31 protein-coding genes are annotated in these 25,726 nt (G+C 51.5%); 4 read left to right on the top strand and 27 right to left on the bottom strand.

Features of this window, described 5'->3' with window-relative positions:
• From ACRQV7_RS04010 to thiS, 3 genes are read left to right on the top strand one after another with little or no spacing between them, the layout of a single operon-like run.
• A complete protein-coding gene (locus ACRQV7_RS04010; RefSeq protein ID WP_038323032.1) occupies window positions 1–405 on the top strand; it encodes a response regulator in 405 nt (134 codons plus the stop codon).
• A complete protein-coding gene (locus ACRQV7_RS04005) occupies window positions 402–1,244 on the top strand; it encodes a HesA/MoeB/ThiF family protein (RefSeq protein ID WP_444659545.1) in 843 nt (280 codons plus the stop codon). Before ACRQV7_RS04010 ends, ACRQV7_RS04005 begins: the two co-directional genes overlap by 4 nt.
• A 2-nt stretch (window positions 1,245–1,246) precedes the next feature.
• The gene (gene thiS / locus ACRQV7_RS04000) at window positions 1,247–1,468 is read left to right on the top strand and encodes a sulfur carrier protein ThiS (protein ID WP_275713097.1); all 222 of its coding nucleotides are present in this window, start codon (window positions 1,247–1,249) and stop codon (window positions 1,466–1,468) included.
• 67 nt (window positions 1,469–1,535) lie between these two features.
• Here thiS and ACRQV7_RS03995 read toward each other — a convergent pair whose 3' ends face one another.
• From ACRQV7_RS03995 to ACRQV7_RS03955, 9 genes are all read right to left on the bottom strand, one after another.
• The gene (locus ACRQV7_RS03995) at window positions 1,536–2,309 is read right to left on the bottom strand and encodes an ABC transporter ATP-binding protein (RefSeq protein WP_444659544.1); all 774 of its coding nucleotides are present in this window, start codon (window positions 2,307–2,309) and stop codon (window positions 1,536–1,538) included.
• A gap of 10 nt (window positions 2,310–2,319) precedes the next feature.
• Window positions 2,320–3,117, bottom strand: a complete 798-nt coding sequence (locus tag ACRQV7_RS03990; protein ID WP_444659543.1) for an ABC transporter permease — start codon at window positions 3,115–3,117, stop codon at window positions 2,320–2,322.
• A 27-nt stretch (window positions 3,118–3,144) separates the two neighbouring features.
• A complete protein-coding gene (locus tag ACRQV7_RS03985; protein WP_444659542.1) occupies window positions 3,145–3,606 on the bottom strand; it encodes a pyridoxamine 5'-phosphate oxidase family protein in 462 nt (153 codons plus the stop codon).
• A gap of 12 nt (window positions 3,607–3,618) precedes the next feature.
• Window positions 3,619–4,878: a radical SAM protein gene (locus ACRQV7_RS03980; RefSeq protein WP_444659541.1), complete on the bottom strand. Its 1,260-nt coding sequence runs from the start codon at window positions 4,876–4,878 to the stop codon at window positions 3,619–3,621.
• A gap of 13 nt (window positions 4,879–4,891) precedes the next feature.
• A complete protein-coding gene (locus ACRQV7_RS03975; protein WP_275713106.1) occupies window positions 4,892–5,920 on the bottom strand; it encodes an ABC transporter substrate-binding protein in 1,029 nt (342 codons plus the stop codon).
• 144 nt (window positions 5,921–6,064) lie between these two features.
• Window positions 6,065–7,243, bottom strand: coding sequence for a methionine adenosyltransferase (metK, locus tag ACRQV7_RS03970; protein WP_444659540.1), 1,179 nt, complete (start codon window positions 7,241–7,243; stop codon window positions 6,065–6,067).
• A gap of 333 nt (window positions 7,244–7,576) precedes the next feature.
• Entirely contained in the window at window positions 7,577–7,924 is a 348-nt protein-coding gene (locus tag ACRQV7_RS03965) for a hypothetical protein (protein ID WP_275713110.1), read from the bottom strand.
• A gap of 206 nt (window positions 7,925–8,130) precedes the next feature.
• Window positions 8,131–8,370, bottom strand: coding sequence for a hypothetical protein (locus tag ACRQV7_RS03960; RefSeq protein ID WP_275713112.1), 240 nt, complete (start codon window positions 8,368–8,370; stop codon window positions 8,131–8,133).
• Window positions 8,371–8,560: 190 nt separating this feature from the next.
• Window positions 8,561–9,088: a DUF2798 domain-containing protein gene (locus ACRQV7_RS03955; protein ID WP_444659539.1), complete on the bottom strand. Its 528-nt coding sequence runs from the start codon at window positions 9,086–9,088 to the stop codon at window positions 8,561–8,563.
• A gap of 461 nt (window positions 9,089–9,549) precedes the next feature.
• Here ACRQV7_RS03955 and ACRQV7_RS03950 point away from each other — a divergent pair, with 461 nt between their 5' ends.
• Complete coding sequence (locus tag ACRQV7_RS03950; RefSeq protein WP_444659537.1) at window positions 9,550–10,671, top strand: GerAB/ArcD/ProY family transporter; 1,122 nt, start codon at window positions 9,550–9,552, stop codon at window positions 10,669–10,671.
• A gap of 161 nt (window positions 10,672–10,832) precedes the next feature.
• Here the strand turns inward: ACRQV7_RS03950 and ACRQV7_RS03945 are convergent, their stop codons facing one another.
• The 18 genes from ACRQV7_RS03945 to ACRQV7_RS03860 form a co-directional block, all read right to left on the bottom strand.
• On the bottom strand, window positions 10,833–11,093 hold the full coding sequence (locus ACRQV7_RS03945) for an HPr family phosphocarrier protein (protein WP_444659536.1): 261 nt from the start codon (window positions 11,091–11,093) through the stop codon (window positions 10,833–10,835).
• Window positions 11,094–11,116: 23 nt separating this feature from the next.
• The gene (gene dagF, locus ACRQV7_RS03940; protein WP_444659535.1) at window positions 11,117–11,851 is read right to left on the bottom strand and encodes a 2-dehydro-3-deoxy-phosphogluconate aldolase; all 735 of its coding nucleotides are present in this window, start codon (window positions 11,849–11,851) and stop codon (window positions 11,117–11,119) included.
• Window positions 11,852–11,855: 4 nt separating this feature from the next.
• Entirely contained in the window at window positions 11,856–12,962 is a 1,107-nt protein-coding gene (locus ACRQV7_RS03935; protein ID WP_275713120.1) for a DgaE family pyridoxal phosphate-dependent ammonia lyase, read from the bottom strand.
• A 32-nt stretch (window positions 12,963–12,994) separates the two neighbouring features.
• The gene (locus ACRQV7_RS03930; RefSeq protein ID WP_275713122.1) at window positions 12,995–13,642 is read right to left on the bottom strand and encodes a DUF4310 family protein; all 648 of its coding nucleotides are present in this window, start codon (window positions 13,640–13,642) and stop codon (window positions 12,995–12,997) included.
• A 28-nt stretch (window positions 13,643–13,670) separates the two neighbouring features.
• Window positions 13,671–14,393: a DUF4311 domain-containing protein gene (locus tag ACRQV7_RS03925; RefSeq protein ID WP_038323013.1), complete on the bottom strand. Its 723-nt coding sequence runs from the start codon at window positions 14,391–14,393 to the stop codon at window positions 13,671–13,673.
• A complete protein-coding gene (locus ACRQV7_RS03920) occupies window positions 14,394–14,708 on the bottom strand; it encodes a DUF4312 family protein (RefSeq protein WP_444659534.1) in 315 nt (104 codons plus the stop codon).
• 2 nt (window positions 14,709–14,710) lie between these two features.
• Entirely contained in the window at window positions 14,711–15,079 is a 369-nt protein-coding gene (locus tag ACRQV7_RS03915; RefSeq protein ID WP_444659533.1) for an SFCGS family glycine-rich protein, read from the bottom strand.
• Entirely contained in the window at window positions 15,076–15,453 is a 378-nt protein-coding gene (locus tag ACRQV7_RS03910; protein ID WP_329494172.1) for a PRD domain-containing protein, read from the bottom strand. Before ACRQV7_RS03910 ends, ACRQV7_RS03915 begins: the two co-directional genes overlap by 4 nt.
• Window positions 15,419–16,549, bottom strand: coding sequence for an amidohydrolase/deacetylase family metallohydrolase (locus ACRQV7_RS03905; RefSeq protein WP_444659532.1), 1,131 nt, complete (start codon window positions 16,547–16,549; stop codon window positions 15,419–15,421). Before ACRQV7_RS03905 ends, ACRQV7_RS03910 begins: the two co-directional genes overlap by 35 nt.
• Entirely contained in the window at window positions 16,503–18,452 is a 1,950-nt protein-coding gene (locus ACRQV7_RS03900) for a BglG family transcription antiterminator (RefSeq protein ID WP_275713129.1), read from the bottom strand. The genes ACRQV7_RS03905 and ACRQV7_RS03900 overlap by 47 nt, the downstream gene beginning before the upstream one ends.
• Before the next feature lie 342 nt (window positions 18,453–18,794).
• Window positions 18,795–19,025, bottom strand: coding sequence for a small acid-soluble spore protein Tlp (gene tlp, locus ACRQV7_RS03895; protein ID WP_275713130.1), 231 nt, complete (start codon window positions 19,023–19,025; stop codon window positions 18,795–18,797).
• A gap of 205 nt (window positions 19,026–19,230) precedes the next feature.
• Window positions 19,231–20,403 (bottom strand): iron-containing alcohol dehydrogenase, encoded by a 1,173-nt coding sequence (locus ACRQV7_RS03890; protein ID WP_275713132.1) that lies wholly within the window; start codon window positions 20,401–20,403, stop codon window positions 19,231–19,233.
• A gap of 19 nt (window positions 20,404–20,422) precedes the next feature.
• The gene (locus ACRQV7_RS03885; protein WP_444659531.1) at window positions 20,423–21,448 is read right to left on the bottom strand and encodes an alcohol dehydrogenase catalytic domain-containing protein; all 1,026 of its coding nucleotides are present in this window, start codon (window positions 21,446–21,448) and stop codon (window positions 20,423–20,425) included.
• Window positions 21,449–21,472: 24 nt separating this feature from the next.
• Window positions 21,473–22,153 carry an L-fuculose-phosphate aldolase gene (locus ACRQV7_RS03880; RefSeq protein ID WP_275713135.1) on the bottom strand — a complete coding sequence of 227 codons (681 nt, stop codon included), beginning with the start codon at window positions 22,151–22,153 and terminating at the stop codon, window positions 21,473–21,475.
• 47 nt (window positions 22,154–22,200) lie between these two features.
• Window positions 22,201–23,256 (bottom strand): 2-hydroxyacid dehydrogenase, encoded by a 1,056-nt coding sequence (locus ACRQV7_RS03875; protein WP_444659530.1) that lies wholly within the window; start codon window positions 23,254–23,256, stop codon window positions 22,201–22,203.
• A gap of 96 nt (window positions 23,257–23,352) precedes the next feature.
• Window positions 23,353–24,789 carry a PTS galactitol transporter subunit IIC gene (locus ACRQV7_RS03870; protein WP_275713137.1) on the bottom strand — a complete coding sequence of 479 codons (1,437 nt, stop codon included), beginning with the start codon at window positions 24,787–24,789 and terminating at the stop codon, window positions 23,353–23,355.
• A 65-nt stretch (window positions 24,790–24,854) separates the two neighbouring features.
• On the bottom strand, window positions 24,855–25,157 hold the full coding sequence (locus ACRQV7_RS03865) for a PTS sugar transporter subunit IIB (protein WP_038322984.1): 303 nt from the start codon (window positions 25,155–25,157) through the stop codon (window positions 24,855–24,857).
• Window positions 25,158–25,182: 25 nt separating this feature from the next.
• Window positions 25,183–25,668: a PTS sugar transporter subunit IIA gene (locus ACRQV7_RS03860; RefSeq protein ID WP_444659528.1), complete on the bottom strand. Its 486-nt coding sequence runs from the start codon at window positions 25,666–25,668 to the stop codon at window positions 25,183–25,185.
• Between the last annotated feature and the right edge of the window lie 58 nt (window positions 25,669–25,726).

The following is a 25,726-nucleotide window of genomic DNA, read 5'->3' as shown; positions in this document are numbered from 1 at the left end:
ATGCAAACCATCAACGTCCTCATTGTGGAGGAATTCCGGTATATTGCCGATCTGAATGTCCTGGAGCTGAAGCGGGGAGGCTACAGCGTCTGCAGCCGGTACGTTTCCAGCGAACTGGCCATGTGCCAGGCATTGCTGCAGGAAAAATGGGATATTATTCTTTCCGACGATTCCACGCCGCACTTCAACGCCATTCAGGCGCTGTCCGTGCGCAACCGCCTGACACCGAAAACGCCGTTTATCATCGTTTCCGAAGACGTTGCGCCGGAAAGCATCCGCTATGCGATGAAGAACCGCTGCTGCGCCTATCTTCTGAAAGAAAATTTACATCAGCTTGCCATTCTCGTGCGTAAAATACTGGAAAGCCAGTCCACCGGCCAAATTCAAAAGGAGACTTCCCTATGAAATTCACGAACGAACAACTTGAGCGGTATTCACGGCACATTATTTTGAGCAACGTCGGCGTGAGCGGACAGAAAAAGCTGCTGAACGGAAAAGTGCTGATCATCGGCACCGGCGGGCTCGGCGCGCCCGCCGCCATGTATCTGGGCGCAGCAGGCGTAGGCACCATCGGCCTGGTCGACGCGGATTCCGTGGACCTTTCCAACCTGCAGCGACAGATTATCCACGGCACGCGGGACGTCGGCAAGCCGAAGGTACTCTCCGGCAAAGAGACGATCAACCAGATGAACCCCGACGTAGACGTCGTTACGTATCACGAGTATGCGACTTCGGCAAATATTCTGGATATTATCAGGGACCGGGATTACGACTTCATCATCGACGGCACGGACAATTTCCCCGTGAAATTTCTGATCAACGACGCCTGTGTCATGCTGAAAAAGCCCTTTTCACACGCGGGAATCATCCGTTTTCAGGGGCAGACCATGACATTCCTTCCCGGGGAAGGCCCCTGCTACCGTTGCGTATTTAAAAATCCCCCGCCGCCGGACGCTGTTCCGACCTGCCAGCAGGCCGGGGTGCTGGGGGTCATGGGCGGCGTCATCGGAACGATTCAGGCGGCCGAGGCCATGAAGTATCTTTTAGGAGTCGGCGATCTGCTGAACGGGAGCCTGCTTACCTACGACGCGGCAAAAATGGAGTTCCGTAAAATCAAAATCACCCGTGACCCTGAATGCGCGGTTTGCGGAGACCACCCGACCATCACTCATCTGATCGACTATGAACAGAAGGCGTGCAGTTTTTCACCTGCCGGCCGGCACGAAGAAAGTAAGGAGATTTAGCTATGATAATTACGATCAACGGCAAGCAAAACAGTTTTGAAGCGGAAATGTCTGTTCAGGAGCTTCTGGAAAAGACCGAGGTCGATATGCAGGAATATGTAACGGTACAGCTGAATGATGAGATCATCAGCCGGAAGGATTTCAGCTCTATTACCGTCCGCGACGGGGACCGTGTGGAGTTCCTTTATTACATGGGCGGCGGTCAGTACAAAAAAATCGCATGATAAAAGCGTTGAAAAGACAGCCGTTCCGGCATTTGCCGGAACGGCTGTCTTTGGTTTCGCAGGGTTCTCAGATATAGTAATCCGGTGTGATTTCGGATTCCTCCAGAAATTCGCGGTACACCTTCTGGCGCATGACGGCAAAGTTTTCACTCGTCCGGCTGCGGGGACGGGCAAGCTCCACCGGGATGATCTTTTTGATGACGCCGGGCCGTTTGGACATGACCACCACCCGGTCCCCCAAGTAAATCGCTTCGTCAATATCGTGGGTGACAAGCACCATCGTTGTTTTCTCCGCCTCCCAGATACGCAGGATTTCCTGCTGCATATTGATGCGGGTCAGGGCGTCGAGGGCTCCGAAGGGCTCGTCGAGCAGCAGCAGCTCCGGCTGTCCGACAAGCGCTCTGGCGATGCTGACCCTCTGCTGCATTCCGCCCGAGAGCTGGTTCGGCCTGGCCTTTGTAAACTCGGTGAGCCCCACCAGCGCGATATGCTCGTCAATCCGTTTTTTCCGCTCCGCCGCGCCGACGCTTTTCGGAATGCCGAAGTCGATATTCTGCTCCACGTTGAACCAGGGAAACAGCCTCGATTCCTGAAAGACCATGCCGCACAGCTCCGAAGGCTCCACAAGGGGTTTGCCGTCCAGAGTAATCTGTCCGTCCGTCGCGCTTTCCAGCCCGATGATCAGCTTCAGCAGCGTGCTTTTTCCGCATCCGCTCGAACCGATGATGCTGATGAATTCCCCTTTGTTTACATCCAGGCTGATATCTGAAAGGACTTCCACCTGTTTTTTATCGATGATAAAATTTTTCTTGATGTGATTGATAGACAGTAATCCGCTCATAGCTACCCCCTCAGTCCTTCGTTTCCGCTTCATTCCAGCGCAGCAGGCGCTTTTCGAGGTGAACGAGCAGAAAATCGATCAGCAGGCCGAACAGTCCGATCATCAGGATGCCGACCAGCATGACGTCCGGCTGAGACACCTCTCTGGCAAACATCACAAGATAGCCGATTCCCGACGAGGCGGCGATCATTTCCGCCGCCACCACGCAGGCCCACGCATTGCTGGCCCCCAGCCGGATCCCCGCAAAAATGGACGGGAGGGCGGCGGGCAGCACGATCTTCAGAAGCGTCTCCATGCGGCTTTTCTTCAAAATGAAGGCGACCTCCACCAGCTTTTTGTCGACGCTTTTGATTCCATAAATCGTATTGATCAGAACGGACCAGAAAGAGCCGACCGTAATCACCGCGATTTTTGAGGTTTCATCGATTCCCATCCAGAGGATAAACAGAGGAATCAGCGCGATCATCGGAATCGGCCGGAGAACGCCGATGATCAGCGTCAGGGCACGGTCGATTTTATGGAACAGCCCGATCAGAATCCCCAGCACCAGCCCGCCGGCACTGCCCAGCAGGAACCCCGAGCATACGCGAAAAGCGCTCATCCGCATATGCCTTGCGATTTCGCCGCTGGCAAGCATGGACCAGCAGGTAGAAAAGATGCTTGACGGCGCGGGCAAAATGGCAGGATTGATGATGCGCCGCGCGCTCAATGTCTCCCACACAAAAAGCAGCAGCAGGGGAAAAAGCACGGGCAGCACCAATTCCGTAAAAACGCCGCTGTTTCCCACCTTCTTTTTTTGATTGATCATGAGAATGTTTCCTTCTTTACAGGTTTGTCAGAATCGGTCAAGGTGCCCGATCAGCGGGTAAGCTTCCCGCTCCCGCGAGGCCTGCACGCTGAACGTTTCCTCTCTGATTTCTTCGGGATCAATGATCCATACGGTCGAAAGGTCCGCGTCCTTACCGAAACGTTCCCTTACGGCAATATAATTTTTTTCAAATAATTCTCCGCAGATCACGGCCCGTACCGGAGTGCCCTTGATCTGATAGCTTCTGGAATCCTGTGTAAGGATACCGACGGCAACCTGGCGGCGGAACCAGATGCTGTGCACCAGATTCCTGTTTGTCTGAGAGGTTTCGATGATTTCAAGATATTGCAGCTTCCCGTCCGCATTGACGGAGACGGAGCCTTTAAAGACCACATGGGGAATTCCGTCTTGATCGGCGCTGGCCAGTACCTTCAGTGTTTTGGGATCGTTGATCAGCGCAATCACCTGATCGTTCAATTGTATGCTCATTTTTTCCGCTCCTTATATCCGCGCCAGATCGGTGTTGGGATGGTTCCCGCAGGTACGGTAGTCGTCGAAGTACGCTTCCAGACGGTACCTGCGCTGAAGCGTGTCAAGCCCCTTGGCAAAAGCGGTCAGGTAATCCAGGGACGCCGCTTTCTGCTTCTGGAAGTACGAGCCTTCCGCCACACGGTAAACCGTCTGGGCGACGCCGACGCCGTGCCGCGCGAGCTCCTCGGCTTCCGCAAGGCCCTTTTCCAGCGCTTCCTCTTCGGAGCGGAAACCGTTTGGCTTCACCAGCTCCACACCGGAGACGATCCCGGTATTGACGGCTCCCGGGCCGAAAATTTCAGCCGCCTGATACAGGCGCCTTTTCCATTCCTGATAGCCGATGTACTTCGCTTTGCCGGGGCATATCCAGTTGAAAATTTCTTCATTCAGGACTTCGATATCGGCGGTATACCCCGTCAGGATCGTTTCCTCGTGCAGGCGGCGCAGCTGCCGTTCGTTATGCGCGGTGGAAATAAGCTGGGTCATCACCTTTTTATGGCTGAAATTCTTTTCCAGCAGCTTCAGCATGGTGATATACTGGTCAATTTCACCATCCAGCAGCTCCTTCCCGCCCAGCAGGCTGCCCGAACAAAGCTGGATCATCCGGAACCGCCCCGGCTGTTTGAGCGCCTCGGCGACCGCCTCCGCGACGTCCTGATAATCCAGATGCTCGCGCTTTATATTTTTGGTTTTGCTGTAGGTTGCCGCGATCGGACAGAATTTACAGCCCATGCCGATATCTTTCCAAAAATCGCAGTTCTGGTAAAGATTAATGTCCATCCGCTGCGGCCTTGCGACCAGCACCTGCCACATAGGCTTTCCGCTGCTGGTCACTTTGTCAAAATAATCGGGCTTCGGCCAGTATCCGACCTCTTCAATCACTTTGCCTTCGTCGGTCAGCACGGCTTTTCCGTCCGCGATATCAATGAGATAGGGGTCGCGTCCGCCGTTGAATCCGGAGGGGGGAACGACACGGTCGGCCAGAATCGTTGTTCCGTCCCGAAGAATCAGCCCGTTGGGGATACGGTCGTTTTTTTCGCTGTAAATCCCACGATAAACAACCGCGTCCCTGTCGGGGTCCACCGCGTCGATCGCACGCTGTGTGAAGTCGACGCCCCGTCGCTGAACATCTGTTTTCAGAATCACGAAAGGAGATACGTCCGGGTATTTCTTTATGACCTCCTGCAGGCTGAGCTCATCCTCACGCCAGCTGTGTTTGCTCTCTGCCATGCTGTCAGCCCCCTTATTGAATTCCCGCTTTTACGGCGTACTCGTCGTTAAAAATCTGGTCGATCGTCAGGTCCTTACGGATAATATTGTTGTTCTTCAGATACTGGGCGGTTTCCAGGATCGCCTGTTTATGGCTGTCCTTCAGCGCCAGAAGCGGCGGCATGGAGGAAGCACTGGCACGCAGGGCTTCCTTGTCAACGCCGGTGCGTTTTGCAAGGATACCCAGAGATTCTTCAAAATTGGAATCACGCCACTCCGCCGTCTTCTTGATGACCTTCAGAAAACGCACAGCCAAATCGGGATGCTCCTTCGTAAATTCCGTCCTGCCGACAATGACGTTGATAATTTCCTTGTATCCCTCGGCATCGCTTATTTTCTTGATTCCGCCGCCCGCCACGGCCTTGGTCAGGCTTGGCTCGAAGGTAACGGCGGCCTGGATGTTTCCGGTCTGTAGCGAGGTGACGATATCGCCCGCCGCCAAATTGACAAGCTGGATGTCCGAGGTTTTCAGGTTGTTCTTTTCGAGCATTTTGATTAACAGCTGATGAGCCGTCGTCCCGACAGGCACGCCCACCTTTTTCCCTTTCAGATCGGCCACCTGACTGATACCGGCGTCTTCACGGGCAATCAGACCGTTTCCGTGCGTGCCGTCCAACAGACCGGAAATCACCTGAATACCGATTTCATTCGCGACACCCTGCACCGCCGGCTGGTCGCCCATCAGAGCAAAATCAAGGTCTTTCGCCGTCAGCGCTTCCAGCTCCGGCGGGCCGGACTGAAAGCTTTTGATTTCAACGGTAACACCGTCCTTGGAAAATTCTTCTTTAAAAAATCCTTTTTCATCGGCGTCCTTGATCAGCTCATAGCTGGCAAGATCGCCGACACGGATCGTAACGCCCTTGTCGCTGGAAGAATCCGCATTGCTTTGGCTGCCGGAGGCCGCCGGCACCGCGGATGCCGACGTATCGGAACCGGTATTTGCGCAGCCGGCGCCGGTAAGGGCAAGGGCCGCAATCAATAACGAGATCAGTAATTTTTTCATAAGGTTACCTCTTTCATATGTTTTCTGCATCAACCGCTGTATGGTTCATTTTCATCCGTTTGTCATGGGAACATCGGCGGCGGCAGCCGAAAAAATTGTCTGGAAAAACTTGATTGTCCTGGCATGGCGGCGGCCATATCCCAATTACAAATATTTTTTGATTTCATCGACCTTGTCGAGTGCTTCCCAGGGAAGGTCGATATCGATTCTTCCGAAATGCCCGTACGCGGCCGTTTGCCTGAAAATGGGCCTTCTCAAATCAAGCGCGTCTATAATGGCGGCCGGCCTGAGGTCAAACACGTTTTGGATGATCTCAATGATTTTGCTGTGCTCGATCTTCCCCGTCCCGAAGGTATCCACCGATACGGATACGGGAGTCGCTACGCCGATTGCATAGGCAATTTCAATTTCCAGCTTGTCGGCCACGCCGGCCGCCACCAGATTTTTCGCCACCCATCTGGACGCATACGCCGCGGAGCGGTCCACTTTGGTCGGGTCTTTCCCCGAGAAGGCTCCGCCGCCGTGCCGTCCGGTCCCTCCGTACGTGTCTACGATGATCTTTCTTCCGGTCAGCCCGGCGTCCCCCTGCGGGCCGCCGATCACGAAGCGCCCTGTGGGATTGATAAAATACTTCGTATTTTCATCCAGCAGATCGGAGGGGATCACCGTCTGAACGACATGCTTGATGACGTCCTCTCTGATCTGCTCCAAGGGTACCTCTTCACTGTGCTGGGTGGAAACAACGATGGTATCCACTCTGGCCAGCTTCCCGTCGTCGTCGAATTCCACCGTGACCTGTGATTTCCCGTCCGGCCTTAAATAGCCCAGGGTTCCGTTCTTGCGCACTTCCGCCAATTTTCTGGCCAGTCTGTGGGCAAAGGAAATGGCGGGCGGCAAATATTCCGGTGTCTCATTCGTCGCGTACCCGAAAATGATTCCCTGATCTCCGGCTCCGGTCCCGTAATCCTTCTCCGTATTTCCCTCTTTGTTTTCATATGCCTGATCAACGCCGAGCGCAATATCCGGCGACTGCTCGTCAAGGGAAACGAGGACAGAGCAGGTATTTCCGTCAAATCCGCCGCCAAGGCCGTCGTACCCGATTTCACGGATGGTTTGGCGGGCTATTTTGGAAATATCGACATACGCTTTCGTCGTCACTTCTCCAATAATCAGCACCAATCCGGTGGAAACGGCCGTTTCCACTGCTACGCGCGAAGACGGGTCCTGAGAGATCAGCGCGTCCAATACGGCGTCGGATATCTGATCGCAAATTTTATCCGGATGTCCTTCGGTTACTGATTCAGATGTAAATAATTTTCCCACAACATTTTCCTCATTTCTTTTCTTGGTTTACAGACAGTGCAAGAACCACAAATCTTTCTGGATGGAATGGCTGTTCTGCTCATGAAGGCCGGAACTACAGCGGCCCGAAATATTCATAGTATTCATATCTGTTTTAAATATTATATGTTTTATCCGGCGAATGTCAATTACAGGATGGCAATGCATAAACTTTTTCTTGGTAACACATAAAGAATATCTACAGCGAGCCGCAGCCTGTTTTTAAACCGTTCCAAATCGGAATAAAAAAGCCGGAAGCCTTCCGGCCTCCGGTTTTGCTCATTGTTATGAAAAATAAAGGCAGCCATAGAATTTCTACGGCTGCACCACGGTCTTTGACTTACGCGCCCGGTTCCTCTTTTGGGAATCATCCTTTGCTTTTTTTAGCGCCATTCTTCGGTCGTTTTCCTCCTGTTCCCGTTTCTGTTTTTTCATCAGTCTCTCGGCTTCGATCTGCTTCTTTTTATCATCCAGCTCTTTCAATACGGATGACTCTAAATCGTCATTTAACAACTTTAAATATCTTTGAAATGCATCTGGATATATAAACTGCTTGATTCCATACCGGTCTGAAAATTGAATCGTCAGCTTTTCATCATTCTGATCGACGACTACCCCCTGACCGAATACACGATGACTGACTTTTTCATTCCATAAAACCATGGGAACACTCCTTTCATCAAATATTTTCCACTGCAAAGCGTTATGCAGTTAGAAAAATCCAATAAGTCTGTCCTGAAAAATCGATTTGCCGTAAAATCAAATAATTTCGACCAAAAGGCAAGATTGCTTTTGTTAACAGCAATCTTGCCTTTGTTAAGTAAGGGATGGTGCGTCATATAAAAAATAAGTCTGGTTTTCAACTGATGTTATGCCAAATATTCTCCGCAGTTCTTTCCATTGTACTGTTTTTTGATCTTTACGGTAACGGAACCGTCTGGCTGTGTTTTCTCCTCTTCAATTTTATACTGAATGCGCTTATGTTTCAATTGCGCTTTATACTTTTCGACCTCCGTCTTTATATCGTTGACTGCCTCTTCATGCCCAAGATTTTCATTAAGCTGAAAATGAATGGTTTGCTCCAAACAAGCAGATTGAATCCGTTTCATTGTAAAATTCCTCCTTTTTTATAATAATATTGTAATCCTTTTCAAAATTCACGCGCAAGCAAAATTTTTGCGCTCCGGAAAAGTTCGTTAAATCTGCGCATGATAGTCCGTTGCATTTTTGTTTAAAAAGCACCAATTTGCCAATATTCAGCCCGTCTTCCCGGCCGAAGAAGTAGGAATTAATGTTCCCTTATGCTCCCTGCCCTAAATTTCCATTCGTTGCTTCCTGATTGGTTTCCGCATGGCAATCAGAAATCAACTGTTTTTTAAAGATCGTTCTGAAAAGCAACCGGACTAAGGGTCCCGCAAAGAACAGCTGCCAAAGCAGGGCCATGGGAAAATTTTTTACAACCGTTGCGAACCAGTCCGCAATAAACTGCGTACTGACGCCAGAAAAAACAACCGTTGCTACCAGACTCATTGCGGGACACATAAATCCAACCGTACAACCGGATATCATGACCGTAATAAAAAATGGATTGTCCTTTCCGGGCGAGACATGTCTAAAAGCCAGCTTCTTCCCGATTTTATTTCCGCACAAATTCGATATTGCAAACACGAACAGACTCATGTAGGACGTCTCAATCAGCGCGGGCAAAAATACAGAATTGCTCATTCCCCCCATTTTTTGTGCAACGTTGTACAATTCCATACCATAGGCCATGATAATCGACATCATTACACTGAAGATAAATCCTTGGAATTTTGTTTTTGGCATTGAATTTTCCTCCTAAGGTCAATATGCGCGCTCGCCATTCGGAACGGGGCCGCATACTTTATGGCAGCAAAAAACGCGTAAGTCCGGAATCTGGACTTACGCGTTAAAGCTACTCGATCAAATAGATATTAGCACAATTTTTGTTTTAAAGTCAAGCGAATCCCAATGAAAACATTTATCGCTGTATTCTGATACAATGTGACAAGATCAATGGCCACCGCACTGGCTGTACGATAATACCGGCCGAAGCTGTTTTCCTTGTTTGGCTGTTTTTGGGTATAAAAAGCGGTTAGAAACCCACAATATGCAGGATGGCTTCAGTAAACTTTGGGCCGGATTTTTGGGGTCTGAAATCAAATTCCCCTTATCACACTTAGAGTAAATTACCCTGCTCTTGAGAATAATAGCAATGATTGTTGCCGATCACCAAATTTTTTTGTTCACGCGAGGAAGCAGACAGAATGACAAATTACAAAATAACAGGAAAACAGATGACAAGCCTCTTTTCTCTGTTCTGGTTTGGGACTCTCGTCCTTTTCGGCGCCGATAAGGATGTAAAGCAGGACTTTTGGGTATCGATTTTACTTGCGGCTGTTTTCATGATACCGATGGCCGCACTGTATATCCGATTAACAAGGCTTTACCCGGAAAAAGATCTGTACGAAATGCTGTTTTCCATATTCGGGCGTTTCTTCGGAACCGTCATGTCGCTTATCAGCGTGTTTTTTTCCCTCTTTATCGGGTACAGGGTACTGGGCTCTTTCAGTCTTTACATCAAAACTACCGCTTTGGACAGCACTCCAAGAAACGTTACCTCCATATTTTTCATTATAATGACCATAGCGGCTGTTACATGCGGAGCCGAAACAATCGCCCGTACTTCGAATTTTCTGATAAAATTTGTGATCGGCTTTGTGTGCGTTTCCACTCTGATTTGCCTTGGTAATATGAATTTGGAAAATTTAAAGCCGGTGATGAATTCCGATCTGAAAGTGATTTTGAATTCATCCTATAAAATATTTATCATCCCATGGTCGGAAGCTTTCATCTGTCTGTCTTTCTTTTCCAAAATAGACCGAAAAGAAAGCACTAAAAAAATCCTCGTAAACTCTATGCTGCTGATCATATTAACCCATTTGGTGATAGGGTTGCGGAATGTGCTGGTTTTAGGACCGTCGGCATCAATCTATTATTTTTCGTCCGATATGGCAATCAGTACGGCTTCTCTGGGCGATTTTTTCGAGAGATTTGAAATACTGGTTGGCGTAAATCTGGTGCTTGCAGGGACTATAAAGCTCTGTGTCTGTATTTACTCCGCTTCTTTAGGGCTCTATCATATTCTCGGCAATACGGAGCGAAAGTTTCTGGTCGTTCCCTGTACTCTTATCATATTGACAACCAGCCTGTCGGATCTTCAAAAACTGAGCGATGTTTTTGACCGGATTCCCTCTCTGGTAATTTCCATGACTCCTTTTGAAGTGATTTTTCCCGTAATCATATGGATTTCCGCTGAAATCCGAAACCGCAAAAAGACAAAGCCGGCCGCCGATCTCCCCGGCGATCTTCCCGGCATCGTTCAGTAATACTGCGGCCCGATATTGTTACAGCCAGTGCAGTTGTTAAAAACAACTACACTGGCTGTACGGTTATGCCCCGTTTTGTGCGGAGATTTTCCAAGTCGGAAGGAATTTTGCCGGCAATCCGCACGGCAGGGACCTCCGGAAGCCCGAACGGGTCTCCGCTCCTACAAATTGCTGGTAACCAGTGTCTTCATCGCGGAGATAGCGGCTTCCTCGTCCTTACCGTCAGCCTGTACCGTGATGACGTCGCCGTGCTTGACGCCCATCGCCATCAGGTTCAGAATTTTGGAAACGTCCGAGCTTTTCCCGTCTTTGCCGCGGATGGTAATCGAACTGCTGAACTTTTTCGCTTCCTTTACCAGCATCCCGGCGGGCCTCGCATGAATTCCCAATTGATCTTTGATTGTATAAGTAAATTCTTTCATATCTTCTTTTCCTAATTCTAAATTTATACCAATTTTTTTACGATCGACAGCAGATTCCTTACCTCGTCAATCTTTGTGTTTCCGCTCTCTTTGTCAATAATGGAGCTGTAGACATGCGGAATGATTTTTTCCACGCCCGCCTGTAAGATAATCTCCATAATTTCACGGAAATTATCCGGGCTGATCCCGCCGGTCGGCTCCAGAATGAAATGGTTTCCGGCGCAGGCCTGCGCCACCGCTTTCAGCTCTTCCCTGCTTTTCAAGCCGCCCATCGGGAAAAACTTGATGGAGTTCCCGCCCATTTCCCGAATCATGGCAATGGCCGTGTCCACCGGGATGACCGCGGGCTGTTCGCAGTCCTTGGACAGCGGCCCGGTGGAGATCTTCACCATTCCGGCCGTTCCGGAGGGGGACACGAGCGCGTTGATATGGCTGGATTCATTCCCCACGTTTGCCCTTGTGCAGCCGACCGCGGAAAACACCTGGTTAAAGTGATTGGCCTTGACTTCCCTTGCAATCTCCGCGACCGCTTTCCACTGAGCGGGATTCCCGCCGCCCAGCCCGACAGAGAGATTCCCTTCCAGCACGTCCATGTATTTTTTCATATCCTCTACCGCGCTCGGAACATCCGGATAGCTGGCGGAGAGCACGCCGGCCTCCACATGCTTTTCCGCCGCCCGATAGATTTCTTCCGCGTTTTTCAGGCTTCCGGCCAGCACGTTCAGGCATACACGATGATGATAGTAATTGATTCCCATGATTTCATCCCTTCATAATTTCTTTCAGTCTGCTTACAATCAGTTCCTTGTCACCCTCGCACAGCGGTCTCGGGTCAAGGTCCAGCTTGCCCAGATTCAGAAATTCGGCCCGGCAGTAAATAATGGGGTCCCCGGCGCGCAGCTCCCTGTTGATGTCCTCGATCTTTTTGTCGCTGACCGCCGTGTCCACCGTCACTCTGGCCCGGTAAATCGCCCGGCCCGCTTCATCCTGGATCTGAACCGCCTTCAGGCCGGGAATCCTGTTGATCTCGTCGCACAGGTAGCGCACTTTTCCCAGATTCTCTTTGACTTCCTTTTCGCGGTCCTTGTTTTCATAGCGGTCCAAAGCCTTCAAAAGGCCCATAATGCCTTCTTTGCCGATCTTCATGGGGCGTCCGATTCCGTGGTACTGCTTTTTTGCATACTCGATATATTCCTTTTTCCCGGTCACAAATCCGGAGGTCGTCGCTTCAAGGGCCTTTGCCCCGCTGTATACCACCAGATCGGCCCCCATGGCGAGGTATTTCCGGAAATCCTCTTCCGCCGCCGCGTCGATGATCAGGGGGAGCTGGTGACGGTGCGCGATATTCCGCATTGTTTCGATATCCAGCATCCCCTTCTGCACGCAGTGATGGCTCTTGACATACAGCAAAGCAACCGTTCTTTCGTTGATGGCCTCTTCCACGTCCTCCGGGACGACTTCATTCACAGTGCCCGCTTCCACCGGCACCCCGCCTCCAAGCCGGAGCATCGTCGTCATCGGCGCCCCGAATTCGATACTGTGCCCCTTCTGAAGAACGATTTCATTCGGAAGCCCTGCGGAGTCCGGAAGGCGGTCCATAATCGATTTTTTCCCTTTTGAGATCAGCCCGGCCACTGTAAGGCAAATCGCGGCGGAAGCGCAGGACGCCACGCAGCTGTCCTCGCCCCCTGTGTACCGGGAAATAATCTCGCCTGCGCGGTTGATCAAATCCTCGATCACCACATAGGACTGCCCCCCGGCGGCCGCGGCCCGGGCCACTTCATCGCTCAGGGTGGAAACACCCAGCAGGGTTACGCGCCCGCAGCAGTTAACCACCCTTTTTAATCCGATATCCTGATATACACTCATTTTGAATTCTCTTTAATCCCTTTCACTGTTCATTACAGAAAAATCGCACCCAGAATCATGGCGCCCAGAATGGCGCCGCCGGTCATTTCTTTGCCCCACTTGTAGAAAATTGCCGCCCCGACAATCGCGCCGATTCCCGCAAAAACGTTATACTGTGTTGCCGCGACGACAATCAGCGGAGCAAGGTAACGTCCCACCGCATTGCCGGCGCCCATCATGATGCTGGTACCGCCGACGGTCATGCCTTCCGGCACTACCTTGCGGATAATAATCAGCACAACACCAATGACAATTCCAATCACCGCGCCTACGATTAACGCGGCAAAGAAATTGGAAAACGGGAACTTCCAGCCCATGGACAAAAACACTGCCGGGATGCCGATGCCTACGCCGGTCATCAGGCTTCCGCCGATATCCATCAGACCGACCAGCGGCCCTTCCAGAATTCTGGCGATCAGGAACCCAGCGGCAAAGCCCGCGGCCGCCGCGTAATCGCCGCTGCTCATCCCGTCGGTCAGCATGGCGACGATGGAGATTTCATTAAACGCGCCGGTACCGAATTTGATAAACAGATAGGTTCCGGCAAAGATCGAGGCGGCCGCTCCCATCACGAGCAGAATAAAGGTACTGTCTTTCATCATGAAGGCATCAAATTTTTCCGAAAATGTTCTCTTTTCCATTTAAGATTTCCTCCTGTATGTATCAGAATCATGAACCGATAACGAACTTGCCGAAAAATCCCCTGAAATAAGCGATCGCGACAAACATGATCACCACGATGCCGATCAATATCTGGACCATTCTGCTCTTATAGCCGTTTTCTTCAGCGGATTTTCCAATCAGAATTCCCAGTACGATACCGGGCACCGCATTTCCGGAAATCAGCGCGGAGACTCCGCCCAGCACGGTCCCCCATATTCCGACTACCTTTCCGGCATCAACAGCGGCCAGCCAGAAAATAGCGGGCATGACCGGATTGATCAGCCATCCGGTGGCGGGGGTCAGCACGTTTTTCGCAATCAGGGACAGCTTTTCCGGAATGAGCTGAGACATGGTGTTCAGAAAAACAACGACGACCGCGCCTACCGCGGAACCGGCCAGCATCATCTTTCTCGGATTCCAGACCGTCTCCTCCATATTTCTGTTTTTCAGCAGCAGAACCGCCGCGCCCCAGTTTGTAACGATTCTGTGAAACACATCCTGCGTCAAGGCACCGGCCGCGACAGCTGAAGCCGCTGAGGAAAAGAAAAATCCCAGTCCAAACGAAAAATGGGCGATCGGGTCCCCGTTGCAGGCGTTCATTTCGCCCAGTGTTCGGAAAGACCCCATTGCCTGTACTTCCGGCGCGTGAAACATGCGCGCCGCGCCGGCGGCGATGCAGCCCCCGCCGACAGCCCCGATAATCAAGGAATAAAGAATGATCTCCAACATTTAAAGCTCCTCCTTCGCAATATCAAGATACTTTACTTTCACCACGATTTTGGCGGTAATGGTATAAGCGACTTTCTCCCTCGGCCAGAAGAGCAGCATAAAATGCTCCGTCCGGCTCTTTGTATCCACCTTTTGAAAAAAGACTTCCTCGGCTTCCATCTGGATAATCGGTTTCCGGAACTCCGCGAAGATCTGTTTCCGCATATTCTGGAAAAGCTTGCCTGTAACGCTTTCCAAAGAATCTCCGCTTGCGGTAACCACAAGTTCGTGGCTGATTTCTTTCAGCAGCTGCTTGTTTTGCAGATTATTCAGCATACTTATTCACCGTGGACCTTGCGATAAGTTTCTACCAGCCTCTGGCCCAGCTCTTCCACATCCAGAAATCCCAGGCCGACCACCTTGCACCCTTCTTCCACGGCAGTACAGGCTGCCTCTACGGAACGAAGCTCGGATTTTGCCGGATAACCGTATTTGGTCTTTGCCGTCAGCGCGCCGGCGCCGCCGCTTCCGCAGAAGCTGACCCCGAGGTCCGCATTGTTTTCATGCATCACGTCCCCCAGCTTCATATCCGCGGCCATTCCCGGAATCACGATGGCCGTTCCCCCGGCCTTTTCCACTCCGCGGGCGACGGCCTGACCTTTCCCCATACGGTGTCCGATCACGACCAGCACCTTTTTTTCGCTCATTGTTCTGTTCCTCCTTTTGTCTTTTGGATTGTCATTTCTATATGGGTTGCCACAAGAAATACTTCTGTTTGATTGATGGGCAGATGTTCTTTTTCAAACAAGCCCCCGACAATGTCTTCCGCCATGTCATACACTTTTTGGGGCACCTGTTCGAAATCTTCCTCTTCCATATCCTCTACAAACGAACGGGTCTTTACCCTTTTGAGCAAAGCCAGGATATGGTTTGCGAACATGAAGTCCGCCTCTTCATCCATCACGATCCCATACGATTTCAATTTTTCCTTTGCTTCCCGATAGCACCGGATAAACTCGTTTTTTACAGAGATATCCAGCTTACTTTCATTTAACAGCGTGTTCCATGATTGCACTTTCATTACCTCTACTGTATATCGTTTTCTTTAATACAAGCTTTTGTTTCAGTTTCAGGGAATCGCCGATGGAATCCAGCACGGTTTCCTCGCAGGGCGTCAGTTCCATAACGTTAAAGTCGGCGGTCATGCCGACGGCGATCTCCCCCAGCCCTTTCAGGCCGAAATGTCTGGCCGGTACGCTGGTGCACTTCGCCACCGCGTTTTCCAGCTCTTCCCCGCAGTTGATGGTCTTGCTGACAACAGCCGCCAGGCTGTAAACAGGCCCGTTATAATTTTCAATATGTAAATCAGTAGAGATCATATCGCAGTCGAAACCGTCCCTCAGCGCCCGCTCAAACACGCGGAAGCTGAAGCTCGCGACTCCGTGGCCCACATCAAACTGGACTCCCCTTTCCCTGGCCCTGCGCGCCTGTGGGATCACATGTCCCTCTTCGTCGAGGATGCCGCCCGCCTTTCCGTGGAAGGAGTGGGTCACGACATCGTTTTTCTGCAGCAGGTCCAGCACCTCCGTAAATTCCGGAGGGCGGTTCCCGACGTGCACCATCAGCGGCTTGCCCACCTCGCGGGCCGTCCTGACCGCAAGCGCGATGGGCTCCAGCCCCATGGCGCCGACGACGCTGGCGCTGGCTCTGGCCTTCATCCCCACGATGTTGTCCGGATATTTTTGGAGCATCTCCTTCAGCCGGGGAATGTCGATATTCTTCCTGTCGCTCAGCTCATGGCCGTGGGTGAGCCCTTCTTTGGCGAGGTTTAAAAGGGTAAATACTTTTGTTCCGCTTTTTTCAATATAGTTCTCCCGGAAATCCTCGTAATTGTCCGCGCCGCTGCTCCCGGCGTCCAGAATCGCCGTAGACCCCCGCCGGATACCCAGCTCATCCGGTTCCATTCCCAGCGATACCCTCGGGTAACAGTGCGTATGGATATCGATGAAGCCGGGGGTAACGATACATCCCCGTGCATCGACGACGGTCCCCTGGGGATCGATGGAATCCCCGACTGCCGCGACAACTCCGTCCCTGACCAGAATATCCCTGACATCCCCGTGATATCCGTTAACCGGGGAAATCAGCCTCCCCTTTTTGATCGTTAGTACTTTCATCCTCATTTCCTCCTATAATGTATAAGAAAAACGCTATTTTTTCTTCTATGCTGATACTCACCTGCAGGGAGTTTTCCACCAGCTTAAAGAACTGCTCCATGATCTCGTAAATCACCCTGTGGTCATTCGCGATCCTGATGTACTCTTCCGCGATTTCGGGCGGGGTATCGTGATCCGAGCCCTGAAACCACCGTGGAACAGCCATGCTCATATGGATCACCATGCCGAGAAGCACATCCTGACTCATCCTGTAATTCTCCGGGAATTTGGAGGTATATTCCAAAAGCGTCAAAATCAGCTTGCTGATGATATTGGCGGCATAGGTCAGATTATGAAAGGCTGTTTTCTGCTGAACGGTTCCGGCTATTTCAAACGGGTCGTCCTTTGAGTTAAAGGAGGCCCGGTTTTTCTCCTGCAGGGGAATCTCATCGACCAGTTTGCCGTAGTCAAGAAACTCCTGAATGCGTTTGATGTCCTCCATCGGAAGTATCTGTGAGATTTTCAGAACCGGTATGCTTGTGATGTTCAGCGGGATGGTCGATATGACAAAGTCGACCGCTTTCCCGAAATTCATATTGGAAAGCTGATAAGGAGAAACCTGTCCCGCGATATTCAGCATGGGAAACACGTTGCCCAGCCGGATGGCCAGCAGGTTCGACAGGCCCTTGCCCGTTCCGCAGACCAGCAGAACATTTTTCTTCCTGTTTAATTGATTTTTGCAGTTTTTATATAAGTAAACGGCAATATAGCAAACTTCCGTTTCCGTAAAATCAATTGAAAAATCCTGTTTCAGGATGTTGGAACACTCTTGTGCCATGCGGTAGAAGTCGAGGTAATTTTCTTTTACCTCACGGATAACAATATAGTTCTCCTCTTTTTTCTCCTTCGCGTTGAGGAACAGGAACAGCGAGCTTTTCAGATGCCCGTATAAATCGTCAAAAAGAGAGGTCATATCAAACTTGTAGCTGCCTTTTTCTTCCTGCGTTTTCAAGAACTTTAGAATCTTCTGCAGGCTGGAATTGACCTTCTGCTCCTCGATTTCCTGAATATTGACGATGATTTCGTTTTCCATCAGAACGGACTTCAGATAACCCAGTTCCGTTTTGTCGATCTTTTTGTTCAGCCTTTTTAAAAGAGTTTCGGCATACCCCTGCGAATCGTCCGCAGAATCCCCGGGGCTGCAGAAGTATTTCCGTATATCGCCCGCAATGCAATAAGACAGCAGATTTAAAAAACCGCTGTTGGAAATCCAGACATTATACTGCTCATTTACTCTTTTGATCTCATTGCTGATCGTAATGATCCTTTGAAGATTGATGTATTTTTTCAACGGGTCGGGCAAAAGCAGATACCAGTCTTCCGCCGTATAGCTTCCCTTAAAATACTGAGCCAGCCGTTCCGCCAGAATATGGCGAATGGTAAATTCGTCCCCCTGAAGCTCATAGCCCCCTGTTTTGAGGGAGGACAGATGAATCCGGTTATCGAAATATTCGTCAAACCGCGGTACGATTCTCATCAGAGTGGACCGGGAGATATAAAATTCTCTGGCGAGCAGCTCCGCCGTGACGTCTCTTTTCTTCACATAGAAATAAAAGAAAAGGTTTAAAATGCGCTCATCTTCAATACTCTTCAGAAATCCCGCGTCCTTTTCGGGCCGTCCGGCAATCAGGATTTCCGAGCACCTGGGCTTTTGTTCGACCGGTATGTAGAACCCCCACTTTGAGCGGTGGCGTATTTCCACGTTTTTTTCCGCGCAGATTTTCTTCAGTTCATTGATGTCATACCAGACGGTCCGTTCACTTTTTTTCAGTTCGTCGCGGAAAAAGGTGATATCCAGCGGGGCGGAGGAAGTAACTAAAATTTTCAGTATTTCATATTGCCTTGGTTTCAATTTTCTATTCATTCTGCCGCCATCCTTCCCAAAAGCTTTCCCCGATCAATCTGTTTCCGTCATTCCGTTCCGCTATACCGCCGCATGTTTTTTGGCTGTCTGGACAGATTGACAGTGTTATCCGCCGTTCGTGTAAAATTTATGTTAAAATTATGTTATCATAATTTCCCTCCCGCGTTACCTTATTCTTTTGCAAAATAAAAATTTTTTCTGCAATTTTGAGACTCAGCAATTGTTTTATTCCCAAGAGGTTGTGCCGTTTCTCTCTGTCAAAATATAAAAACCAGCCAATTTTTCATTGGCTGGTTCAAACAGACGAAATATTTTGTCAGACGCGGGTGCTCCGGGCATCGGTCACTTGTCGTATCCTTTTTTACGCGCGGCGGCTTCGTCACGGATTTCTTCGCGCATGCCGCCGAGCGCTTCTTCTCTTCTTTCATTTTTCGCGATCAGATTCTTCCTCATTTTATGATCGGAAGTCGCTTTGATCGTCTCATCCGCCCGGCGCATGTTTTCGACCGTCATGTTGATGTTTTCCTGAATGCGTTCCACATTGTCCCGGCGGTCGTCCGGTTTGCTTTTCATAAATACAGCTCCTTTACAAAAGACTTCGCTATTATTATTGATAAAGCATCTCGTTTTATGAGCAGGAATACAGTTGTTTTGAAAACAACCGTTAAAACAAAGCCTGCTCAAGCACAAAAACGCCGCTTAACAGCGGCGCTTTTGCTGAATTCTAAGTATCGGAAGTCGTTCGTCATGAGCAAGTACGTATAAACAATCGGGAAAATTAAGCCTGATGCCCTTTTTCTCCGTAGTAAACCTTTAGGATCAACGCTTTCAGCTCTTCCATGGTGGGCTTTACGGGAGTAAACGGCGTACAGACGTCGGACATGGCCTTTTCCACAAGCGCGTCGATTTTGCCGAGCACATCCTGCTCATCGGGCACAACGTCTTTCATACGGGGAGGCACGTCGATTCGTTTGCGCAGCGCCAGGACCCCGTCCAGCAGGGAGGCTTCCCCCACAAAGGAAGCCAGCTCGTCATAACGGGCCTGCGTTCGGCTGTCGCGCGAATTAAATCGCAGTCCGTACGGAAGCACAATAGCGTTCGCCAGGCCGTGCGGCACACCGTACTCAGCCCCGAAGGTGTGGGCAATGCTGTGTACGATGCCCAGCGCGCAGTTGGAAAACGCAATACCGGCCATACAGGAAGCCTCCAGCATCTTTGCTCTGGCCTCCGCATTTTTTCCGTCCTCATAGCAGACAGGCAGATTCTGATATCCGTAAATAAACGCGGCCATTGCCATCCCGTCCGAAAACGGATTGGCAATCGGGGTGACATAGGATTCGATGGCATGGGTCAGCGCGTCCATCCCTGAAGCGGCCGTCAGGCTTTTCGGCATCGTCATGGAAAATGCCGGATCGAGGATGGCGACATCCGGCACCATGCGGCCTTTCAGGCAGCGAATCGAGTATTTCTTCTTCTTTACGGTATCTTTGATCAGAGCCGCACGGGTCGCCTCGCTGCCGGTTCCCGCCGAGGTGGGGATACAGGCCACGCGCGCCTTTACCTTTAGGTTTCTGATCTCGTTGGGGGGCATCACGTCGTCCAGCTCCCTATACTCCGGATTTTCATAGAAAACCCACATGGCTTTCGCGGCGTCCATGGCGGAGCCGCCGCCGAATCCGATCACCCAGTCCGGTTCGAATTCCATCATGTCCGCGGTTCCGCGTCTGACGGTTTCAAAGCTGGGCTCCGGCTCCACATCGGTATAGGCCTTCCATGCGAAGCCGGACTCTTCCAGAACGTCCGTGACAATTTTGAGCTGCCCCAGTTCCTGAAGAATGGTGCCGCTCATGACAATGTAGGCGCGCTTACGGACGGCGGGCAGCTCCTTCAGGTACTGCACCGCGTTTTCCCCGCAGTAGATATGTTCACAGCCGAGCTTGATTGAATACATTGTTGCTTTCCCACTCCTTTTAATCGTATACGATACAGTTTTTGATAACGCTGCCGGAAGCGTGTTCGCGGATCGCCTTTTCCAGATCCGGCAGCCTGTATTCATTCTGAATATAATCCTCGCTTAAAATCACACCCATTTTCAAAAGCTCCAGCGCCGTCATGACATGAAGCGGGGTGGTGTGGAACACGCCTTTGATGGTAATCTGCGAGTAGTGCAGCAGGGTGGCGTCCACCGTCAGCTCGCTGCCGGATTTTGTGCCGCCGAACAGAAGCACGAATCCCCCTTTGCGCACCATCTGCACGCTGGTTTTCCACACGTCGATCAGGCCCGTGGCCTCGATGACGATGTCCGCGCCGCGCTTCTCATCCGTCAGCTCACGGACAGCCTCCACCGGATTTTCCACACCGGTCAGGTTGCAGGTTTTCCAGACCCCCATTTTTTCCGCCAGCTTCAGACGGTTCTCCATCATATCCGTTACAATGACCTTGGCGCCCTTCAGCACCGCCAGACGCGCAAACATCAGGCCGATGGGTCCCGCGCCGTTCACGACGACGGTGTCGCCCAGATGGACGGGGCAGTTCTCAATGCCGTAAACCGCGCAGGAAAACGGCTCCATCAGGGAAGCGGTCTTGTGGGAAACGGAACTGTCCAGAACAAACATGTTCTGACGCACAATGGACTCGGGTACCTTTACGTATTCCGCGTAGCTGCCGCGGTTAAAGGTCATATTGGAGCACATGGAGTAAAGGCCTTTCTTGCAGTAATAGCACTCGTTGCAGGGGGCCGTGTTGTGGACCGCTACGCGGTCGCCCTCGTGAAAGCCCTTAACGTCTTTTCCCACTGCGGCGATCACGCCGGAAAATTCATGTCCGTAAGGATGCGGCGGCTTTAAAAGAGGATATCCTCTTTTAAAGTTTTTCACATCGGTGCCGCAGGTTGTTGAAATCTTATTTTGAATCAGTACCTCGCCCGGTCCGATTTCCGGGATAGGTACTTCCATGATGCGGATATCCTCCACACCGTACAGCATGGCAGCCAGCATTTTTCCATTCTCCCGTCATTCAGATTAATAGCCCATTCCGTCCTTTTTCTCATCCGCTTTTTTCGGCTGGCCGTAGCTCTTGAAGCTTTCCATCACCGTATCCATCTCCGCGTCGCTCAGCACAACGGGGGTTCCCACGCAGGAAGCTCTCCACTGCATTTCGGCTACGAATTCCAGATTGACGGCCAGGCCGAAGGCTTTGGCAAGGCTTGGGCCGCTGGTGACAAGGCCGTGGTTCGCCAGCAGAACGGCTTTGCTTTTGCCGATCGCCTTGGCGACGTTTTCCGCCAGCTCCGGTGTTCCGAAGGTTGCGTATTCCGCACAGGGGACCGTTGCCGCACCCGCGCCGCCGATAACGTAGTGCACCGCTTTCAGAGGGGTGTTGAGGCAGGCCAGCGTAGTGCAGAAGGTGGAATGGGTATGTACCACCGCGCGGGCGTCCGGTTTGTTCAGATACATCACGGTGTGAAGGCCGTGCTCACTGGAGGGTTTGCGGCTGCCGTCGATAATATTGCCCTTCAGGTCCATGACGACCACGTCTTCCGGCTCGGTGTCGAAGTATCCGAGGCCGGAAGGGCTGATTGCCATATAGCCGGTTTCCGGGTCATAAATGCTGATATTGCCGCTGGTGCCCTTGCTCAGGCCGGAAGAGCTCATTTTACGGCCGTACTCTGCAATTTCTTTTCTTTCCTTTTCCATCAACATAAGTCATTTCTCCTTTTCATACGCGGGGAATATCCCCGCCAATCGGTTCAAAGTTTGATATTTCTGAGATTCACCACCATGTCGCTCTTTCCGGTTTGCCAGAAGGCTTTGATGGTGCGCGCGAGCAGCAGAGGCGATTTGGGAAGGGCGTCCACCACGTTGCCCGCGTTGTGCGGCGTCATGGTCAGATTGTCCAGCGCCAGAAGCGGGTCGTCCTTCGGGATGGGCTCTTCCCAGTACACGTCCAGCGCGGCGCCGCCGATGGTCCTGTTCTGCAGCGCTTTCACGAAGGCGTCCTTATCCAGCACGCCGGCGCGGGAGGTGTTGATGAGATAGGAGGTGGGCTTCATCAGGCCGATCAGCTTCCCGTCCACGCTGTTTTTTGTTTCAGGGGTCAGGCGCAGGTGCAACGTGACGATATCCGCCGTTCTGAACAGTTCCTCCTGTTCCACCAGCCGGACCGGCAGTCCCATTTCATCCAGGGACTCCTGCGTTACGTACGGGTCGTAGGCGATGACCTTCATGCTCACTCCCGCGGCCTTTTTGGCGACCAGCTTGCCGATATGTCCAAGGCCGACCACACCCAGCGTCATTTCGCACATGGAGGTGGTATAGCCGTTATTTACGTATTCCTTGCGCCATTCGCCCTGTTTGAGCGCGGCGTGTGCCCGGGCGATATTGCGTGCTTCCGCGAACATCAGGCCGATTGCAAAGTCCGAGGTTGCTTCCGCGTTGCGGATGCAGTGGATAACGGGAAGGTTGTATTTGGTCGCGGCCGCGACATCCACATGCTCCATGCCGCCGCGGCAGGTCCCGATGAGTCTGAGCTTTTTTCCCTGTGCGATGAGATCCCCGGGAACCGGGCAGAAATGCGTGAGCAGGATGTCCGCGTCCGCGATTTCACGGTAGACCTCTTCGGGGACCTTCTCCGCCGTCGGGCCGTTCTTTTCTATGTTCTGCGCTTTCTTCTGAAATTCCTGGCGCGTTTCGGCCGGCCACACAATCGGAACGACCGTGCTCTGACCGGGTTCACCCAGGGACTCCGCCGCCTCCGTCAGCAGCTCACAGGGGACGACGATATCGCCGATTACTACAATTTTCATAGAAATTCCTTTCTTCTTAAACAAGCATCCATTCTGCCGTTTCAAAGCGGCAAAATGAATGCTTATCCGTCAGTCTCTCATACTAAGGTTTCGGGGTCAGGCGTTTACAGCCGGCTGGGGAGCGACATACGCTTCGCCCAGAGCATGCTTTTCCAGATATTCCTGTACAGCGCCCTTATTCTTCTTATACAGGACAAACAGCACCAGATACACGGCGACGACCGCGGCGATGATGATCGGGTTCATGGTCAGGAAAGCCATGGTGATGATACCGGCCGTGCAGTTGGACATAATGAAGCCGATGATGAGGGTGCCTCCGGCCAAAGCGGTGGTGGCCGCCTCAAATCCGGCGCCGGCCGCGACCTGGGTAAAAACGGTCGCCCAGTAGGAGGCCATCATGATCTTGGCCGCGAAAACGATGCAGCCCATCAGCCAGGACTTCACAATATTGCCGTTGCTCAGGCATACGGGGATTTCCACCATATATGGCAAAGAGGGAAGAACCATAACCGGAATTACCACGTTGCCCGGGAGCAGAAACGCAAGCAGAACGGCGAAGGGAATGACCAGCAGTCCGGTGGTCAGGGTAGCCGGCTCGCCGTAGCCGAGCGCGTCGTTGACGGCGATAATGAACTCACGGTCTTTCCCGTACTTGCTGTTCTTCAGCGTCTTGCGGGAATAATCGGTCAGAGTGGTAAATCCGGAGGCAAACAGCCCGGCAACCTTCGGGAAGATCGCCATAACGGCGGAGCAAGTCACGGATACGTTGACAACCTGTCCCCAGGACGCCATGTTGTTCAGCGCGGTAATATTGCCAATCACACCCAGAATAATACCGACAATCAGTCCTATGTACATCGGTTCTCCCATGAAGCCGATCTTTTTGCGGATCGTAACAGGGTCCGCCTTGATTTTATCCATCCCCAGCTTGCTGAACAGAATGTTCAGGACAAGATACATCGGGGCGTCGCCGTTGTGGTGCGGCGCGGTCATTGCGCAGGAGGGATAGTGATAATAAGTGGACCATCTCTTCTGCAGGACCTCCGCAATCAGCAGGGTGACCAGGTTGACAAAGAGCATCAGCGCAAACGCCATCGCCAGGTTTTGCGTCAGTTGGTACAGCATGGAGCCCCAGACGATGATCGAATAGTTGTTCCACAGGTCGGACGGCATAAAGATGTCGGTCCATTTGATCAGCCAGAGGATGATCTGGAAAACCAGACCGACGCCGATGAACATCATGCCGATGTTCGTGGAATAAGCCACGGAGGCGACCGCCTGCCAGCCGATGTCCAACGCGGGCAGATTCAGCCCGCTCGCTTTTACAATCTGCTGTACCAGCGGGGACAGGACGGCTCCGAATTCTGTGGTGATGAAAGCCATGCCCTTGAGTCCCACGCCGATCAGTACGGCGGAAGAAAACGCTTTTTTGGTGGGGGCCTTAAACAGCTTGCAGATAACAAAAATAATGAGGGGTACTGTGATATAGTTTCCAAAGGTGTCAAATACACTTTTCAATACTGCAAAAAACATAATTCCTTACCTTCCTCTTTTCGGTAATTTCTGTCTGAAAAAGGGGATCTTCCACGTATGCCGCTTTAACCCAGATCCAGCTTGCTCAGTACAGCAAGGAGCTCCTCTACAAACTCGTCTTCATTGATTCCAACCAGAAACCCCGTCGCATTCAGTACCGGGATTCCGTAGATGTCGTCCACCGGGCTTGTGTAGGCGATTAAATCATAGCCTCCGTTCGCGACTGCAAGTTCCACGCCGCCCGGCGCGACCTCCGTGGATTCCATTTTGTAGCCGTGCTCCGCCAGCACGTCCTCCAGTTTGGACGACAGCATGGCAGAACTGACCGTACCGGAACCGCATACCGATAAAACCTTCACTGCGCGCATCAAGATTCTCCTCCCTTAGTTTTTATTATGATTCGTCTTCCAAAGAACTCAGGCAGTCCATAATCTCCGCCTTGCTCCCGGAATTTTTCAGCTTCTCCAACAGCTCACTGTTTTGAATGATCTTCATGATTTTTTTCAGCATCCCTATCTGCTGCTTGGAATCCTTGACCACCAGCGGCAGAATCACTTCGCAGTCCAGCGAGGTTTCCCGGTCCCCCATCATATGAAAAACAACCGGCCTTTTCGGGATAATGACCCCGACCGCCGGCTTGATCACCAGCTTGTTGTTAGTGTGAGGGATTGCTAAGTTGATCTTTTTTCCCGGAAGCCCGGTGGGAAGGGTCTTTTCCCTTTCAATCACCGCGTCTCCGTATCCGGGCTTGACATATCCGGCTTCTTCAAACCGGGTAGCCATCAGCCGGATACATTCTTCGTCGCTGTTTACATCCGCATCCAAAACGATCAGCTGTTCATCCAGTAATGCTCCTATTCCAGACGCCTCCTTTTTCATTTCTCTTTCAACTAGTTGATGTGAATATCTCGCTGTTTACAACATACCATATTCCACC

The organism is Caproiciproducens lactatisolvens, assembly GCF_052443335.1.
GTDB lineage: Bacteria > Bacillota > Clostridia > Oscillospirales > Acutalibacteraceae > Caproiciproducens.
Note: the sequence above shows the minus strand (reverse complement) of the source record. Positions and strands in the feature narration are given on the sequence as shown.

What these genes read in the sequence shown, in the direction of transcription:
- ACRQV7_RS04010 (WP_038323032.1), top strand. Translation starts at nt 1, where the DNA reads ATGCAAACCATCAACGTCCTCATTGTGGAGGAATTCCGGTATATTGCC.
- ACRQV7_RS04005 (WP_444659545.1), top strand. Translation starts at nt 402, where the DNA reads ATGAAATTCACGAACGAACAACTTGAGCGGTATTCACGGCACATTATT.
- thiS (WP_275713097.1), top strand. Translation starts at nt 1,247, where the DNA reads ATGATAATTACGATCAACGGCAAGCAAAACAGTTTTGAAGCGGAAATG.
- ACRQV7_RS03995 (WP_444659544.1), bottom strand. Translation starts at nt 2,309, where the DNA reads ATGAGCGGATTACTGTCTATCAATCACATCAAGAAAAATTTTATCATC.
- ACRQV7_RS03990 (WP_444659543.1), bottom strand. Translation starts at nt 3,117, where the DNA reads ATGATCAATCAAAAAAAGAAGGTGGGAAACAGCGGCGTTTTTACGGAA.
- ACRQV7_RS03985 (WP_444659542.1), bottom strand. Translation starts at nt 3,606, where the DNA reads ATGAGCATACAATTGAACGATCAGGTGATTGCGCTGATCAACGATCCC.
- ACRQV7_RS03980 (WP_444659541.1), bottom strand. Translation starts at nt 4,878, where the DNA reads ATGGCAGAGAGCAAACACAGCTGGCGTGAGGATGAGCTCAGCCTGCAG.
- ACRQV7_RS03975 (WP_275713106.1), bottom strand. Translation starts at nt 5,920, where the DNA reads ATGAAAAAATTACTGATCTCGTTATTGATTGCGGCCCTTGCCCTTACC.
- ACRQV7_RS03965 (WP_275713110.1), bottom strand. Translation starts at nt 7,924, where the DNA reads ATGGTTTTATGGAATGAAAAAGTCAGTCATCGTGTATTCGGTCAGGGG.
- ACRQV7_RS03960 (WP_275713112.1), bottom strand. Translation starts at nt 8,370, where the DNA reads ATGAAACGGATTCAATCTGCTTGTTTGGAGCAAACCATTCATTTTCAG.
- ACRQV7_RS03955 (WP_444659539.1), bottom strand. Translation starts at nt 9,088, where the DNA reads ATGCCAAAAACAAAATTCCAAGGATTTATCTTCAGTGTAATGATGTCG.
- ACRQV7_RS03950 (WP_444659537.1), top strand. Translation starts at nt 9,550, where the DNA reads ATGACAAATTACAAAATAACAGGAAAACAGATGACAAGCCTCTTTTCT.
- ACRQV7_RS03945 (WP_444659536.1), bottom strand. Translation starts at nt 11,093, where the DNA reads ATGAAAGAATTTACTTATACAATCAAAGATCAATTGGGAATTCATGCG.
- dagF (WP_444659535.1), bottom strand. Translation starts at nt 11,851, where the DNA reads ATGGGAATCAATTACTATCATCATCGTGTATGCCTGAACGTGCTGGCC.
- ACRQV7_RS03935 (WP_275713120.1), bottom strand. Translation starts at nt 12,962, where the DNA reads ATGAGTGTATATCAGGATATCGGATTAAAAAGGGTGGTTAACTGCTGC.
- ACRQV7_RS03930 (WP_275713122.1), bottom strand. Translation starts at nt 13,642, where the DNA reads ATGGAAAAGAGAACATTTTCGGAAAAATTTGATGCCTTCATGATGAAA.
- ACRQV7_RS03925 (WP_038323013.1), bottom strand. Translation starts at nt 14,393, where the DNA reads ATGTTGGAGATCATTCTTTATTCCTTGATTATCGGGGCTGTCGGCGGG.
- ACRQV7_RS03920 (WP_444659534.1), bottom strand. Translation starts at nt 14,708, where the DNA reads ATGCTGAATAATCTGCAAAACAAGCAGCTGCTGAAAGAAATCAGCCAC.
- ACRQV7_RS03915 (WP_444659533.1), bottom strand. Translation starts at nt 15,079, where the DNA reads ATGAGCGAAAAAAAGGTGCTGGTCGTGATCGGACACCGTATGGGGAAA.
- ACRQV7_RS03910 (WP_329494172.1), bottom strand. Translation starts at nt 15,453, where the DNA reads ATGAAAGTGCAATCATGGAACACGCTGTTAAATGAAAGTAAGCTGGAT.
- ACRQV7_RS03905 (WP_444659532.1), bottom strand. Translation starts at nt 16,549, where the DNA reads ATGAAAGTACTAACGATCAAAAAGGGGAGGCTGATTTCCCCGGTTAAC.
- ACRQV7_RS03900 (WP_275713129.1), bottom strand. Translation starts at nt 18,452, where the DNA reads ATGAATAGAAAATTGAAACCAAGGCAATATGAAATACTGAAAATTTTA.
- tlp (WP_275713130.1), bottom strand. Translation starts at nt 19,025, where the DNA reads ATGAAAAGCAAACCGGACGACCGCCGGGACAATGTGGAACGCATTCAG.
- ACRQV7_RS03890 (WP_275713132.1), bottom strand. Translation starts at nt 20,403, where the DNA reads ATGTATTCAATCAAGCTCGGCTGTGAACATATCTACTGCGGGGAAAAC.
- ACRQV7_RS03885 (WP_444659531.1), bottom strand. Translation starts at nt 21,448, where the DNA reads ATGCTGGCTGCCATGCTGTACGGTGTGGAGGATATCCGCATCATGGAA.
- ACRQV7_RS03880 (WP_275713135.1), bottom strand. Translation starts at nt 22,153, where the DNA reads ATGTTGATGGAAAAGGAAAGAAAAGAAATTGCAGAGTACGGCCGTAAA.
- ACRQV7_RS03875 (WP_444659530.1), bottom strand. Translation starts at nt 23,256, where the DNA reads ATGAAAATTGTAGTAATCGGCGATATCGTCGTCCCCTGTGAGCTGCTG.
- ACRQV7_RS03870 (WP_275713137.1), bottom strand. Translation starts at nt 24,789, where the DNA reads ATGTTTTTTGCAGTATTGAAAAGTGTATTTGACACCTTTGGAAACTAT.
- ACRQV7_RS03865 (WP_038322984.1), bottom strand. Translation starts at nt 25,157, where the DNA reads ATGCGCGCAGTGAAGGTTTTATCGGTATGCGGTTCCGGTACGGTCAGT.
- ACRQV7_RS03860 (WP_444659528.1), bottom strand. Translation starts at nt 25,668, where the DNA reads ATGAAAAAGGAGGCGTCTGGAATAGGAGCATTACTGGATGAACAGCTG.